Here is a 15502-nt window from a genome sequence, read left to right on the forward strand (position 1 = left end):
AAAATACGCAAAGCAAAACGGCGCGGGATGATCCCGCGCCGTTAAGAGAGTTTAACCGGTGGGCTTGAAGGATCAGCCCTTGGTGACGAGCGGCGGCGGCACGTAGGCCGGCGGGCTGTTGAGATCCCAGCGCACGCCGAGCTTGACGTCGTGCGACGTGAGCTCCTTGATCTTGATCGTGGTCGGGCCTGACTGGAGGCCGTCGAATGTATGGAAGTTGCCGGGCGCCGCGTCGCCGAGGTTCATGTAGCTGTACGCCAGTTCGACGGTGAACCCGGGATTGACCTTGTAGGCCAGACCGGCGTGAGCGGCCCAGGCGAAGTTCCACTTTCCGTTGTCGGCGAAGTAAGCGACGCTGTTGTTGAGTCCCGGGCTGTATGAGATGCCGTCGTCGCGGAAGCCGCTGATCTTGTTGTACGAGCCGCCGACACCGGCGCCGATGAACGGAGTGATGCACCACCAGGTGCCGAGATCGACATAGGCATTCGCCATGACGACCCACTCGGACTTGCTGCCGCTGTAATTGTTGACGCCGACGAAGCCGGGGCCGACGACGGTGTCGCTGCCGTGCAGGGTGGCTTTGCCGCGGTACTGGCCGATCACGTCCGCACGAAACCAGTTGTTGAAGCGATAGCCGACGCCGAGATCGAACAGCGGCGAGGAGTCGAAGCCGAGACCCTCCGTCGTCTTCGAATACCCAGCCGGCAAGGCGCTATCGAGGCTCTTGGCGCTCTGGTTGGTCATGCCGATGTCGCCACGGAGATACCAGCCACCGAAATCGGCGGGCGGAGCCGGCGGCGCGTACATGGGAGGCGGCGCCGCGATCGGCATATCGGCGGCAAACGCCATCGACGAGATCAGGGATGCCGCACCCGCGGCAAGGAGAGACTTAACGCTACGCATTGGCTTCGTCCTTATGGCCGGTGAGGCAAAATGCAGACGCCCCACGTTCTGGAAACTCACGGGAGGACGATGGCACCAAATGCTTAAGCGCCACTTAACCCTAATTTTTAAGGTTGATATTTTCTCACTGCACACGCGGATGCAGCGCGAGCGTTGCAAAAATGCCAGCGCTCAGGACCGCAATTGCTAAGGATGTATGAAGCCGCAACGCTGCGGCGCAGATTTTGTTAACGCGCGTGCTGCGGCAGTTTTGGCAGGAACACGGCAAGCAGGCCGATCGCCGGCAGGTACGCGCAGACCTGATAGACGAACGCGATCGAGGTGTGGTCGGCGAGCTTGCCGAGCACGGCGGCGCCGAGGCCGCCGATGCCGAAGGCGACGCCGAAGAACACGCCGGAGATCATGCCGAAGCGGTGCGGCACCAGCTCCTGCGCGAACACGATGATCGACGACGTCGTCGAGGAGATGATGAGGCCGATGATCACTGACAGCACCGCGCTGGTGTAGAGCCCGGCATAGGGCAGCGCCAGCGTGAACGGCAACGCGCCGAGGATCGAGATCCAGATCACGATCTTGCGGCCGAAGCGATCGCCCAGCGGACCGCCGAAGAAGGCGCCGACCGCATTCGCTGCGAGGAAGATGAAGAGATAGATCTGGGCGGCCTGCGTCGACACGCCGAAACGATCGATCAGGTAGAAGATGTAGTAGCTCGACAGGCTTGAGACATAGAGCTGCTTCGAGAACAGCAGCGCCACCAGCACGAGCAGTGCCACCGCGACGCGGCGCGAGCTCGGGCCGCCTGGCTGGGTGTGGGCCGGCGCAGCTTTCTTCGCCGTGATCTGCGGCGCGTACCAGCGGCCGATGCGCCAGAGAATGACAATGGCGAGAAACGCGATCGACGAGAACCAGGCGATGCTGCCCTGCCCGAACGGCACCACGATCAGCGCGGCCAGCACCGGCCCCATCGAGGTGCCGAAGCTGCCGCCGAGCTGAAACACCGATTGCGCAAAGCCGTAGCGGCCGCCCGAGGCGAGCCGCGCGATGCGCGCCGATTCCGGGTGAAACACCGCCGAGCCGAGACCGACCAGCGCGGCGGCGACGAGGATGACGAGATATTGGTGGGCGGCGCTGAGCAGCAGCAGGCCGAAGAAGGTCGAAGCCATGCCGATCGCCAGTGAATAAGGCTGCGCCTTCTTGTCAGTGTAATGCCCGACCACCGGCTGCAGCAGCGAGGCCGTGAACTGGAACGCCAGCGTGATCATGCCGATCTGCGCGAAGTCGAGCGCATAGGTGTCCTTCAGGATCGGATACACCGAGGCGATCAGCGACTGCATGGTGTCGTTGAGGAAGTGCGAGAAGCTGATGCCGGCGAGCACAACATAGGCCGGCCCCGCCGCCTTGGCGACGGCGGGCGCGACATCGCTGACGACGACGGGCTCGGTCAGCGTTTCCTTGGAGACGACGACAGGCTTGTTCAATGGAGCATCCCGGCAGGCGCGGCGAACCGCCGCATCCACTCATTACGATGCAGGCGGTGGCGGAACCAGCGCCAATCGCAAATGGCTGGAATGCGTGGGTCTTACCCTCTCCGCGAGTCCGATATCGTAGGGTGGGCAAAGGCGCATTTGCGCCGTGCCCACCATCTCTCTGATACGGCGACAGACGTGGGCACGCTTCGCTTTGCCCACCCTACGATACTGCCCGTGGGATGAGATCGCCCCACGCCGCTCGCGCTTGAAGGACCTTACGCCGCCGCGGCCTGGCCCAGCGCGGAGACGATGGTGTCGACGACGTCCTCGACCAGGATGCGGTCCTCGCCCTCGCCCATGACGCGGATCACGGGCTCGGTGCCGGAGGAGCGGATCAGGAGGCGGCCGTGGCCGTTGAGGCGCTTCTCGCCGTCGGAGATCGCTGACTTGACCTCGGAATCGTCGAGCGGCTTGCCGCCCTTGTGGCGGACGTTCTTGAGGATCTGCGGCAGCGGATCGAAGCGGTGGCAGACTTCCGACACCGGGCGGCGCAGCTTCTGCACCACCGCCAACACTTGCAGTGCGGCGACAAAACCGTCGCCGGTGGTGGCATAGTCGGACAGGATGATGTGGCCGGACTGCTCGCCGCCGAGATTGTAGCCGCCGCCCAGCATCTGCTCGAGCACGTAGCGGTCGCCGACCGGCGTGCGCACGAGATCGAGCCCCTGCCCTTTCAGGAAGCGCTCGAGGCCGAGATTGGACATCACGGTCGCGACGATGCCGGGCCGCGACAGGCGTCCGTCTTCCTTCCAGCTCTGGGCGATCACCGCGAGCAGCTGGTCGCCGTCGACGACATGGCCGCGCTCGTCGACCAGGATGACGCGATCGGCATCGCCGTCGAGCGCGATGCCGATGTCGGCGCGCATCTCGCGCACCTTCTTCGACAGCGCTTCCGGCGAGGTCGAGCCGCAATCCTTGTTGATGTTGAAACCATCGGGATCGACCCCGATCGGCACCACGTCGGCGCCCAGCTCCCACAGCGCTTCCGGCACCACCTTGTAGGCGGCGCCATGGGCGCAGTCGACCACGACGCGCAAGCCGTCGAGCGAGAGGTCGCGCGGCAGCGTGCGCTTGGCGAATTCGATGTAGCGGTCATGCACGCCGTCGATGCGGCGGGCGCGGCCGAGGCTCGCGCTCTGCGCAAGACGCTTCTCGATGGGCTCGTCGAGCAGCTGCTCGATCTGCTTCTCGACGTCGTCGGAGAGCTTGAAGCCCTGCGGGCCGAACAGCTTGATGCCGTTGTCCTCGAACAGATTGTGCGAGGCCGAGATCATCACGCCGAGATCGGCGCGCATCGATTTGGTCAGCATCGCCACCGCCGGCGTCGGCATCGGGCCGACCAGCAGCACGTCCATGCCCACCGAGGTGAAGCCCGCGACCATCGCATATTCGATCATGTAGCCGGACAGGCGGGTATCCTTGCCGATCACGACGCGGTGGCGGTGATCACCGCGCTGGAATGCAAGGCCCGCGGCCTGGCCGACCTTGAGCGCGAGCTCCGGCGTGATCAGTCCGTTGGCGCGGCCCCGGATCCCGTCCGTCCCGAAATATTTGCGACTCATATCGTCCCCCAGAGCAACAACCAGGGGACCCCTCTACAACCACGGGCTGCCCGTTCGGGCCCCGCATCCCTGATTTGCTGAGGGTCTTATAAGCCCAACGCGGTCAACTTGGCTTCAAAAAATGTGATCAATCGTTACGGAACAGGGGTACTCCCTCCGTCGATAAGGGGTTGTTAACATTATATTTCCTGCCGCAGCGCCGCAATCGGAGTGGAACCCGGCCTAGCCCGAGCGCTTGACATGGCCATCGTCGCGGCTCGGCGGCGGCTGGGTGACGTTGACGGGATCGGAGCCCGGGAAGGTCTCCTCCAGCCCCTCTTCCAGTGCGTCCTCGAGGGCCTGTTTCTCCTTGATCTGTTCCGGCGAAGGTCCCGTCTGCGGCTTCGTCATGGCGCCCTCCTCTCAAACGATTTGGCTGTGCATCCAACCATGCTAGATGACCCCTCAATCATCCGATGCAAGACTTCCGAGACGAGACGGGCCGGGGAACGTTCATGAAGCACATCACCTGTATCGACGATCTTCGCGCGCTGCATAAGCGCCGCGTGCCGAAGGCGTTCTTCGACTATTGCGACCGCGGTTCCTATGCCGAGGAAACGCTGCGCGCCAACCGCGAGGACCTGCAGGCGATCAAATTCCGCCAGCGCATCCTGGTCGACGTCTCCAAGCGCGACACCTCGACCACGATTTTGGGCGAGCCCTCGACCATGCCGCTGATCCTCGCGCCGGTGGGCCTGCTCGGCATGCAGCATGGCGACGGCGAGATTTACGCCTGCCGCGCCGCGCAGGCCGCCGGCATCCCGTTCACGCAATCGACCATGTCGATCTGCTCGATCGAGGACATCGCCGCCAATGTCGAGAAGCCGTTCTGGTTCCAGCTCTACGTCATGAAGGACCGCGGCTTCATCAAGGAGCTGATCCAGCGCGCCGCCGCCGCCAAGTGCAGCGCACTGGTGCTCACCGTCGACCTGCAGGTGATCGGCCAGCGCCATGCCGACATCAAGAACGGCATGACGGTGCCACCGGAATGGTCGCTATCGAAGCTTTTGGATTTCGCCAGCAAGCCGGCCTGGGTCTCGGGCGTGCTGCAAGGCAAGCGCCGCACCTTCGGCAACATCGCAGGCCACGTGAAGAACACCGAGGATCTCAACCGTCTCGCCGAATGGACGGCATCGCAATTCGACACGTCGTTGAACTGGAAGGACGTCGAGTGGGTCCGCAGCATCTGGCCGGGCAAGCTCATCATCAAGGGCATTTTGGACGTCGAAGACGCCGAGGAAGCGGCGAAGACCGGGGCGCAGGCGCTGGTGGTGTCGAACCATGGCGGCCGCCAGCTCGACGGCGCGCCATCCTCGATCGAGGTGCTGCCGGAGATCGCGGATGCGGTCGGCGACAAGATGGAGATCATGTTCGACGGCGGCATCCGCTCCGGCCAGGACGTGATGCGCGCGCTCGCGCTCGGCGCCAAGTCCTGCATGATCGGCCGTGCCTATGCCTATGGGCTCGGCGCCGGCGGCCAGGCCGGCGTCGCCAAGGCGATCGACATCATCCAGAAGGAGCTGCTGACCACGATGGGTCTGTGCGGCGTCAACCGGATCGACGAGATCGACGATCATATCATTGCGGTGTAGCCGCAGCGGCGGTGCCGCAGTGCCGTAGGGTGGGCAAAGCGTAAGCGTGCCCACCAATTTTCTCGGAGCGAGAGAAGACGTGGGCGCGGCGCAAGTGCGCCTTTGCCCACCCTACGGGTTCAGCGCTCGCACCCCTCACATCGGCGGCGTGATCCCGTCCCGCCCGACATTCACCCGGTTCGCCTCCAGCGAGCCGTCCTCCTTCTTCGCCGCGCCGAAGATGATCAGCTTGGCGCCGGGCTTCACTTCCGATTTGTCGCTGGCAACGAAGGTAACGATGGGCGTCTCCGGCGGCACCACGACTTTCTTCTCGCCGTCCTTGTATTTCACCGTGATGTTCTGGCCGTCGGTGCCCTTCACCGTCTGCGCCACGGTGGCGTTGGTCATCGTCGAGTTGGCGCGGGCGTCCCAGGGGCGGAAACCTTCGGCGGCGCCGCGCTGGTTCTCCGGGAAGATGTGCACGGCGATCGCCTTCTGGGTGCCGTCCGGCTCGGGCATGGCGGTGACGCCGATATAGGAGCCTTCCTTGATCTCGGACAGCTCGGTCTTCACCACGGCGAAGACCGCGACGTTGTCGGTCATCTTCACCTTCACGTCGCTGCCCTCGCGGGTCTTGATGCCGAGCATGTTGCCATCGACGCTCTCGATGGTGCCGCGGATGCGGACCGTCGGCGCCTGCTGCGCGGAGGCGGATGAAACGGCGATAAAGGTGGCGAATGCAGCCACGGCGGCGCGTGGCATCCAGTTGGTCGGTGTCGGCATGGCCTTGTCCCTCCAGGACGTTGCGGTGGTCAGACACGGCAACCCCGCGTAACCACCGCTATTCCATGCTCCGCCGATCACATCGGCGGGGTCAGGCCGTCGCGGCCGACGCTGACGCGGTTGGTCTCGAACGAGCCGTCGGGCAGTTGCTTCATGAAGGCGATGACTTTCGCGCCGGCCTTCAAATCGGATTTGTCGCCGGGCACGAAGGTCACGACCGGCGTGTTGTCGGCGACGAACACCTTCTTCTCGCCGTCCTTGTACTTGACCAGCAGCGTGTGGCCGTCATTGCCGACGACGCTCTCCGAGACCGTCGCGTTGGTCATGCTGGAGTTGGGCTTGAGGTCATAGGGCCGCGAACCTTCGCCGGTGCCGCGCATGCTCTCAGGAAACACATGCACCTCGACCGCGTTCTGGCCGCCGTCCGGTCCCGGCACGGTGGTGGCGCCGACGAAAGAGCCGACCTTGATGTCGGCGAGTGAAATCTTTGTAATGCCTGAAACGTTGACGTCAGGCGCGATGCGCAGCTTGACGTCTTCGCCGCTGCGCGACTTGACCTGCATGGTATCGCCGTTGACGCTCTCGATCGTGCCGCGCACGCGCGTCGGCACCGGCGCCTTCTGCGCGAAAGCATAGAGGGTGGAAGCGGCCACCATCGCAACAGCGATGAGCGGGTGCGTGAAAGTTTGGCGTTGAACGGTCATGACGGTCTCCGATTGTCCCCACGGATGGAGAACGCCGAAGAGCGCTGACTATTCTCTCAAGTCTTTGTGAGATCAGCCTCGACCAATGCGCGCAGCTCGGCCGTCACCTCGGGCCTGCGGCCGAACCACAATTCAAAGCCGCGCACCGCCTGGTGCAAGAGCATGCCGAGCCCGTCGGCGGTCTTGAGCCCGCGCGCTTGGGCGGCCCCTAGCAGCGGCGTCACCAGCGGGACATAGACGAGATCGGCGACGACGGCCTCGCTCGGCAAGCGCGCGACATCGACATCGAGTGACGGCTGGCCGTGCATGCCGAGCGAGGTCGTGTTCACGAGAAGTTTTGCGCGCGGCAGCACGTCGTTGACCGCGTCCCACGTAACGGGATGCACGTTCGGCCCGAACTGTCCTGCGAGAGTCTCGGCCCGCGCGATGGTGCGATTGGCGAGATGGATGCGCTTGATGCCGCGTTCGCGCAAGCCGAACACGACCGCGCGCGAGGAACCGCCGGCCCCGAGTACCAGCGCTTCCTCCGCCCTGTCCCAGCCGGGCGCGCTGGCATCGAGATTGCCGATGAAACCCTCGACATCGGTGTTGGTCGAACGCAACTCGCCGTCTTCGAACCACAGCGTGTTGGCTGCGCCGACGGCTTTCGCACGCGCATCGGGTGTCGAGAGCGCGAGCACCGCTTCCTTGTGCGGGATGGTGACATTGGCGCCGACAAAACCGCGCAGCGACAGCCGCAGCACGAAATCGCGCAAATCGTCGGGCGGAACCGCCTCGATGACATAGCCGCCGGCGATGCCGAGCGTGCGCAGCCAGTAATGATGGATCAGCGGCGAGCGCGAATGCGCGGCCGGCCATCCGATCAAGCAGGCTGCGGGAGCCTTGGTCACTGTCGTCGTCTCCTTGGGGTCGTATTTGGAGGCGATCCATTTCGCGTCCCGCGGGCTCTGTCAAGCCGGGAGGCTCAGTACGACATCAGCTCCCGGCCACATCATCGGCCACGGGCCGCGCCGCACCGCCCTTGATGTCCGAGACCGCGCGCTCGATCGTCTCGCGATAGCGGGCGCGCGGCGGCGTCACGCCATGGGTGAGCAGCGCGCGGCGGACCGCGGGCGTGGCTCCGGTGATGAACAGGCGGATGCCCTGGCGATGCGCCTTGGCGGCGACGCGGCCGAGCACGTTGGCCGCGGTCGAATCCAGGAACGGCACCGCGGCGAAATCGACCACAAATCCCTTGCGCTTGTCGGCGACGCCGTCGAGCACGTTGCCGATGGCCGAGGCCGCGCCGAAGAAGAACGCGCCGGTGATGCGATAGACCAGCACGTCGCGATCGACCGCGAGCGCGGGATCGTAAGGCACACGCTCGCCATTGCCGTCATCGGGGCGGTCGGCGGCCACGAGCGGCGTGCGCTCCTCAATGCCGGTCATCTCCGCCATGCGATGGATGAACAGCACCGCGCCGAGCGAAAAGCCGACCAGAATGCCTTCGGTGAGATCGCGGAAGATCGTGAGCAGGAAGGTTGAGAGCAGCACGATGGCGTCGCCCCAGGACGAGCGCAAGAGTGTCGCGAACTCCTGCTTCTCCGCCATGGTCCAGGACACCACCACCAACACGGCGGCAAGCGCGGCAAGCGGGATGTAGCTCGCAAGCGGTGCCGCGATCAGCATGAACAGCAGCAGGAACACCGCATGCAGCATGCCCGCGAGCGGCCCGCGCGCGCCGGCGCGGATGTTGGTCGCGGTGCGCGCGATCAGACCGGTAACGCAGATGCCGCCGAACAGCGCCGAGCCAATATTGGCAACGCCTTGCGCCACCAGCTCGCAATTGGAGCGGTGACGGCGTCCGGTCATGCCGTCAGCCACCACCGCCGAGAGCAGCGATTCGATCGCGGCGAGCAGCGCGAAGGCGATCGCATCGGGCAACACGCCTTTCGCCTTCTCCAGCGAGAATGCGGGCAACGCGGGTGACGGCAGTTCGCGCGGGATGCCGCCGAAGCGGCTGCCGATGGTTTCGACCGGCAGCGAGAATACCGCGCACGCAATCGCCGCGAACACGACCGCGATCAGGATGCCGGGCCAAGTCGGACGCCAGATCCGCAAAGCACCGATGATGGCGATGCTGACGATCGCAACGGCAACCGCGGACGGGTTGATCGTGTGCAGGCCGCCCGCGAGCGCAATGATCTTTGGCACGAATTCGCTGGGCTCTTTCCCCGCCAGCGTGATGCCGCCGAGATCGTGCAGCTGGCTGGCGAAGATGATCACGGCGATGCCGGCGGTGAAGCCGACGGTGACGGGATAGGGAATGAACTTGATATAGGTGCCGATCCGCAGCAGGCCCGCGGCGATCAGGATGACGCCCGCCATCATGGTGGCGAGGATGACGCCGTCGACGCCGTGCCGCTCCGCGGTCACCGCGACCAGCACGATGAAGGCGCCGGCGGGCCCGCCGATCTGGAAGCGGCTGCCGCCGAGCAGCGAGACGATGAAGCCGCCGACGACGGCGGTGTAGAGGCCGCGGTCCGGCGTCACGCCGGAAGCGATCGCGATCGCCATCGACAATGGCAGCGCGACGATCGCGACGGTGAGGCCCGCGAACACGTCAGCGCGGAAATCCGACAGGCCATAGCCCTCGCGCCAGACCGTGACGAGCTTTGGCAGGTACAGTTCAGCGAAGGTTGGCCGGCGCAGCCGATGCAGCCCGCTTGCGTGATCGCTTGTGATGCTCATGTCCCACAATGCTCCATGCATCGTGCGGCGTATTGCGCAGCGATGCGCTAGCTCATCCTGATCCCAAGCACGACCAATGCGATCATGCCCCCACGCGGCGCGGCGGCCCCGGCTCCTTCAGGCGAACGCCGCGTCCGCCGCTGTCGCTGCGCGCCTGCTCGCCGATCAGCTCGACACCGGCTCGGTCGAACGCCTCGACCACCTTGATCAAGGTCTCGACCACGCCGCGCACATTGCCGGTCGAGGCCTCCATCCGCTGGATGGTCGGCAGCGACACGCCGGCGAGCTCGGCCAGGGTTTTCTGGTCAATGCCGAGCAGTGCGCGGGCTGCCCGCATCTGGAACGACGTGATCACCGTGGCCTCACGTATCAGGAGTTATAAGTGATATCTGGAGTGTGTACAATGATGTAAAATACATCATCAGGAGGCGAACGCAAGCATCCTCTCCGCCTCCTCCGTGATTGCGACCCCTCGCCGTCACCCTGAGGTTGGCCGCTTCTTTAGCGGCCCTCGAAGGGCGACGGCCCGGCTGCAGCAGCGGGGCCGAGCATCCTTCGAGGCTCCCCATGTGGCGCTCTGCGCCCCATGGCTCGCACCTCAGGATGACGGAGTTTAAGACTTTGCTGCGCTCGCAATGACGAATGAAGAGGGCCCGAACTTACGTCTCCTCTCCCCGCAAGAGCGAGGAGAGGAGAAAGCAGCGCTCGTATCTGATCACGCCGCGTGCTGATGCGCGGCGATGATCTGGTCGGCGGCGCGGCCGGTGACTTCGGCCATGTGGTCGAACTGGCGGGTGAAGCTGCCCGCCCCTGCCGTGGCCGAGCGCAGCTCGACGATCAGCTCGCCGATCTCCGCTTCCGGCATCATGGCACGGACGCAGTCCCATCCGCTCCAGCCGTCGCGGGTGTCGAAGCCGAGGATCTGGCCGCGCCGTGCCGACAGGATCGCGTTGATCTTGGCGGTGGCGTCGGTCGGACAGACGATCTCGACCACGTGGATCGGCTCCAGCAACACCGGCTGGCATTGCGGCAGGCCTTCGTTCAATCCGATCCGCGCCGCGGTGCGGAAGGCGAGATCGGAGCTGTCGACGCTGTGATAGGAGCCGTCGGTCAACGTTACCTGCACGTCGGTGACGGGGAAGCCGAGCGGACCGCGCGTCAATCCGTCGACGACGCCCTCCTCCACCGCCGGGATGTAGTTGCGCGGCACCGCGCCGCCGACCACCTTCTCGGCGAACTTGAAGCCGTCGCCGCGCGGCAGCGGCTTGATGTCGAGCACGACGTCGCCGAACTGGCCGTGGCCGCCGGACTGCTTCTTGTGGCGGCCGCGCTGGGTGATCGGCTTGCGGATGGTCTCCTGATAGCCGATGGCGGGCGGATGCGAAGAGATCTTCACGCCGAAGCGGTCGCGCAAGCGCTCGACCTCGACGCGCAGATGCATCTCGCCTTGCCCCCACAGCACGGTGTCGTGGGTCTGGGGATTCTGCACGACAACCAGCGAGGGATCCTCCTCGTGCAGGCGGGCCAGCGCCTGGCCGAGCTTCACATCGTCCTTACGGTCGGTGGACGCGATCGACATCGCGAGCACCGGCGACGTCGGCTCGGGGGCGGTGAGCGCGGCCGGCGCGGTCTTGCCGTTCGAGACCGTGTCACCGGTCTTGAACGGGTCCAGCTTGGCGAGCGCGACGGTGTCGCCGGCGTCCGCCGCGGCACGCTTGGTGTCGTAGGCGCCGTTGACGGCGAGGATGCCGGAAATGCGGCTGGTCCCGCCGGAGGAGCATTGCAGCGTCGCGCCGTCGTCGAGATGGCCGGCGAGCAATCGCGTCAGCGACAGCTTTCCGCCATGCTGCGAATGCAGCGTCTTGAAGACGTAGCCGACCGCATCCTTGCTCTCGGGAACGCCGAGCCGCTTCGCGGTCTCCGCAACACCAGGCGCCTCGTGGCGCAACGCCTTCATCAGCCGCAGCACGCCGTTTTCGCGCGCCGCCGAACCCAGCAGCACGGGGCAGATCTGCCCTTCGCGGAGTTCGCGGGCGAGGTCGTCGAACACGGCATCGCGCGGCGGCTGGATGTCTTCGAGCAGCTGCTCCATCAGCGCATCGTCGTGGTCGGCGAGCTTCTCCAGCATCGAGAAGCGCGCCTCCTTCTCGCGATCGAGATCGCCGCCTTCGAGTGCGACCACCTCGGAGGCCTTGTGCTCGCGATAGACGAACGCGCGCTCCAGCGCGAGATCGACAAAGCCCTCGATCAGATCGCCCTTCCAGATCGGGATCTGGCGCAGCACCAGCGGCACGCGCGAGGCGGGCTGGAGCATCGCGAGCGTCTCGCGGATGCGCTGGCTGGCGCGATCGATCTTGTTGAGGAACAGGAAACGCGGAATCTTCAGCTCTTCCAGCTCGCGCAGGATGATCTGAAGCTGCGGCAGCTTCTTCTCGTCGGCCTCGCAGACCACGACCGCGGCATCGACCGCGGGCAGCGCGGCGCGCATGTCGTGGGCGAATTCGACGGAACCGGGACAATCCAGGAAGGTGTAGCTGTCGCCCATGAAACTCGTGGTGGCGGCAGTGAGGCCGACGGTCATCTTGTGATGACGGGCCTCGGCTGTGGCGTCGCCGACGGATGTTCCGGCATCGACGCTGCCGGCGCGCGGGATTGCGCCCGTTCGCGCCAGTATTGCTTCGAGAAGTGTGGTTTTACCGCTTTGGAAAGGGCCCACCAGTGCAATGCACCGTGGACCTCGGGGACTTCTGACGTCTTGTCCCATTCGCCGCCTCCTTGGTGTGGAGCTCGGCCCATGATTGGGTCGGCAAACGGTGATGCTCTGCCCGTCCCAAAGATTTGGCAAGCATCAAACGTCGCTGCGGTGCGTCGTCGGTTAGATCCGGTGTAACGTCTTGGAGATGAGCCGCGGTGTTCCACCTCTCCCCGACGGGAAGAGGTGGAAAACAGCACTGCCCTTGGCGCTTAGCGTCCGGGGCGGAGTTCCAGGCTCTCGAGGCCGGCGGCGACGTTGAGGCCGACCTGGCCCTGCACGCTGAGCGGCTGGAGCGCGATCGAATTGTTGGAGCCGCCGACCAGCACGTTGCCGCCGAGGCCGACGCCGACCGAGGCGCTGCCCTGCGCGCCCGCATAATTGCCGGAGAGATCGCCGGGGCCCAGCCGGTCGACCGGCGCGAACACGCCCCAGGCCAGCGTGGTCTCCTGGGTGATGCCGATGTCGAGGCCCACTTTCCGGATCGTCGCGACGTAGCGATCTTCGGGCACGCCCTCGGCGCGCAGCACGCAGCCGAGATTGGTCACCGATCCCACGATGAAGCCAACGCTGGCGCCGCCGCGGCATTCGAGCACGCCGACGCGAACCATCCGCTGCTGCTGCGCATCGCTGTTTGCGACGGAGGCAACGAGGCTGGCGGCAGCGAGCCCGGCGAAGATGAACGAACGGCGCATGAAACGTCTCCGGCTATGAATGTGATGCGAGCAGGAAGGGCACGGCACACGCCGCGCGATGGTCTATGCCACAAGAGTCCTGGGGGTGCCAGATCGAACGCATCTAAAAGCGGGCGTGTAGAGAGAGCCCCTCACCCCACCCTCTCCCCGTAAGAACGGGGCGAGGGAGCGCACGCGCCGCGCGTCCCTCACGATGAACAACGGTCGGACGCTTCCTTAACCTCTCCCCGCTCTTTGCGGGGAGAGGTCGGATTGCGAAGCAATCCGGGTGAGGGGCAAGGCACAACGCCAACCAAAGCAATAGTCCATCCGACTCCACCTCATCGAGCCACCAAATAAAAAGGCCCGCGCGAAGCGGGCCTTTTCGTTTCGATTGCGACAGCCTTACCGCAGATTGCCGCAGAAGCGCTGGATGCGCTTGCAGGCGTCTTCGAGGTCGGAGGTCTTGGTCGCGTAGGAGATGCGGAAGGCCGGGCCGAGGCCGAAGGCCGAACCCTGCACCACGGCGACGCCTTCGGTCTCGAGCAGCTCGGTGACGAACTGCTCGTCGTTCGAGATCACGTTGCCCGACGGCGCCTTCTTGCCGATCGTGCCGGCGCAGGACGGATAGACGTAGAACGCGCCTTCCGGCCGCGGGCACTCGATGCCGTTGGCCTGGTTCAGCATGGAGACGACGAGGTCGCGGCGCTCCTTGAACACCTTGTTGTTGGCGGGGATGAAGTCCTGCGGACCGTTCAGCGCCTCGACCGAAGCCCACTGCGCGATCGAGCAGGGGTTCGAGGTCGACTGCGACTGGATGGTCGACATCGCCTTGATCAGCTGCGCCGGGCCGCCGGCATAACCGATACGCCAGCCGGTCATGCAATAGGCCTTCGACACGCCGTTCACGGTGAGCGTGCGGTCATAGAGACTGGGCTCGACCTGCGCGACCGTGGTGAACTGGAAGTCGTCATAGACGAGGTGCTCGTACATGTCGTCGGTCATGACCCACACATGCGGATGCTTGACCAAGACGTCGGTGAGCGCTTTCAGCTCGGCCCTGGTGTAGGCGGCACCGGTCGGGTTCGACGGCGAGCACAGGATGACCCATTTGGTCTTCGGCGTGATCGCGCGCTCGAGCGCCTCGGCCCCGAGCTTGAAGCCGGTGGCGGCGGTGCAGACCACCGGCACCGGCTCGCCGCCGGCGAGCGCAACCATTTCAGGGTAGCTGACCCAATAGGGCGCGGGGATGATCACCTCATCGCCCGGATTGATGGTCGCCATCAGCGCATTGTAGAGCACCTGCTTGCCGCCGGTGCCGACGATGATCTGGTTCGGCTTGTAGGCGACGCCGTTCTCGCGCTGAAACTTCGCGATGATGGCGTCCTTCAGCTCGGGAATGCCGTCGACCGCGGTGTACTTGGTCTTGCCGGCTTCGATGGCGCGGATCGCGGCCAGCTTGATGTTGGCGGGCGTGTCGAAGTCGGGCTCGCCGGCGCCAAGGCCGATGACGTTGCGGCCCGCCGCTTTCAGCGCGCGTGCTTTATCCGTGACCGCGATGGTCGCGGACGGCTTCACACGGTCGAGCGCAGCGGCAAGGAAGGACATCGTCATCTCCTGACAAGCGTCGTGAAGCCTTTCGCCTCACGACTCTGATTGTGGGAATGTGACCACCCTAAAACGTGTGCCGCTGCGCCGCAAGAAACTTCGGCCCGATCTCGCAAAAGTTTACGGATTTGGAGCGTTTCAAGGCGCGATTTCCCGCAATTTTCCGCAACTTTGCCGGGCAAACCCCTCATATCCGGCAAGGCTTGTCCTCGGAGCAATTTTGCGTGTTGCGTGCCGTTATGAAAGCAGCACGCCGTCATGCCCGGGCTTGTCCCGGGCATCCACGTTCTTCTTGCCGCGTGGCAAGGCGTGGATGGCCGGGTCATAGGCGAGCGGAAGCGACGCCGTCCTTCGGACGGCTATGCCCGGCCATGACGATCGTGGAGGCGTCAACGCCCCGCCTCAACTGGATCGATCAACCCTCTCGCACCAATGCACGGTCGAATGCGTCCACGCGTTGACGCAAGCGTGAACTCATTTGCATCGTCGCGCGAAAATGATCTTCCGCGGCGTTGCAGTGCGGTAGGGTTTTCGAGTTTTTCTATCGGCTGGCTCTTGCGGCGGATTCGCATCGGCATCATTGTTTATCCGCGCTGCGGGGCAACACGTGCCGCGCCTTTCCCAACCACGGATTCGAAACTCCCCGA

At 65.0% G+C, this 15502-nt stretch carries 13 protein-coding genes; 1 reads left to right on the plus strand and 12 read right to left on the minus strand.

Annotated features, from left to right (window positions below):
* Positions 1 to 72 precede the first annotated feature (72 nt).
* The 4 genes from WN72_RS41325 to WN72_RS41340 form a co-directional block, all read right to left on the minus strand.
* Positions 73 to 903: an outer membrane protein gene (locus WN72_RS41325; RefSeq protein WP_167380758.1), complete on the minus strand. Its 831-nt coding sequence runs from the start codon at positions 901 to 903 to the stop codon at positions 73 to 75.
* Positions 904 to 1130: 227 nt separating this feature from the next.
* Complete coding sequence (locus WN72_RS41330) at positions 1131 to 2381, minus strand: MFS transporter (protein ID WP_092215221.1); 1251 nt, start codon at positions 2379 to 2381, stop codon at positions 1131 to 1133.
* Between the two features lie 266 nt (positions 2382 to 2647).
* On the minus strand, positions 2648 to 3994 hold the full coding sequence (gene glmM, locus WN72_RS41335; RefSeq protein WP_027565106.1) for a phosphoglucosamine mutase: 1347 nt from the start codon (positions 3992 to 3994) through the stop codon (positions 2648 to 2650).
* Positions 3995 to 4216: 222 nt separating this feature from the next.
* Positions 4217 to 4384: a hypothetical protein gene (locus WN72_RS41340; RefSeq protein WP_167336552.1), complete on the minus strand. Its 168-nt coding sequence runs from the start codon at positions 4382 to 4384 to the stop codon at positions 4217 to 4219.
* A 104-nt stretch (positions 4385 to 4488) separates the two neighbouring features.
* Here WN72_RS41340 and WN72_RS41345 point away from each other — a divergent pair, with 104 nt between their 5' ends.
* Positions 4489 to 5625, plus strand: coding sequence for an alpha-hydroxy acid oxidase (locus tag WN72_RS41345; protein WP_027565105.1), 1137 nt, complete (start codon positions 4489 to 4491; stop codon positions 5623 to 5625).
* A gap of 135 nt (positions 5626 to 5760) precedes the next feature.
* Here WN72_RS41345 and WN72_RS41350 read toward each other — a convergent pair whose 3' ends face one another.
* From WN72_RS41350 to WN72_RS41385, 8 genes are all read right to left on the minus strand, one after another.
* Complete coding sequence (locus tag WN72_RS41350) at positions 5761 to 6366, minus strand: single stranded DNA-binding domain-containing protein (protein ID WP_167380772.1); 606 nt, start codon at positions 6364 to 6366, stop codon at positions 5761 to 5763.
* Between the two features lie 98 nt (positions 6367 to 6464).
* Positions 6465 to 7091 (minus strand): hypothetical protein, encoded by a 627-nt coding sequence (locus WN72_RS41355; protein WP_092215225.1) that lies wholly within the window; start codon positions 7089 to 7091, stop codon positions 6465 to 6467.
* Positions 7092 to 7147: 56 nt separating this feature from the next.
* Positions 7148 to 7981, minus strand: a complete 834-nt coding sequence (locus tag WN72_RS41360) for a shikimate dehydrogenase (protein ID WP_092215226.1) — start codon at positions 7979 to 7981, stop codon at positions 7148 to 7150.
* Positions 7982 to 8066: 85 nt separating this feature from the next.
* Complete coding sequence (locus tag WN72_RS41365) at positions 8067 to 9821, minus strand: SulP family inorganic anion transporter (RefSeq protein ID WP_092215228.1); 1755 nt, start codon at positions 9819 to 9821, stop codon at positions 8067 to 8069.
* A gap of 82 nt (positions 9822 to 9903) precedes the next feature.
* On the minus strand, positions 9904 to 10176 hold the full coding sequence (locus WN72_RS41370; protein WP_008566993.1) for a helix-turn-helix domain-containing protein: 273 nt from the start codon (positions 10174 to 10176) through the stop codon (positions 9904 to 9906).
* Between the two features lie 360 nt (positions 10177 to 10536).
* A complete protein-coding gene (locus WN72_RS41375) occupies positions 10537 to 12585 on the minus strand; it encodes an elongation factor G (protein ID WP_092215230.1) in 2049 nt (682 codons plus the stop codon).
* Between the two features lie 200 nt (positions 12586 to 12785).
* Complete coding sequence (locus WN72_RS41380; RefSeq protein WP_027562984.1) at positions 12786 to 13268, minus strand: DUF992 domain-containing protein; 483 nt, start codon at positions 13266 to 13268, stop codon at positions 12786 to 12788.
* A gap of 384 nt (positions 13269 to 13652) precedes the next feature.
* The gene (locus WN72_RS41385; RefSeq protein WP_027562985.1) at positions 13653 to 14855 is read right to left on the minus strand and encodes a pyridoxal phosphate-dependent aminotransferase; all 1203 of its coding nucleotides are present in this window, start codon (positions 14853 to 14855) and stop codon (positions 13653 to 13655) included.
* Positions 14856 to 15502 lie beyond the last annotated feature (647 nt).

The sequence above is a fragment of the Bradyrhizobium arachidis genome (genome assembly GCF_015291705.1).
GTDB lineage: Bacteria > Pseudomonadota > Alphaproteobacteria > Rhizobiales > Xanthobacteraceae > Bradyrhizobium > Bradyrhizobium arachidis.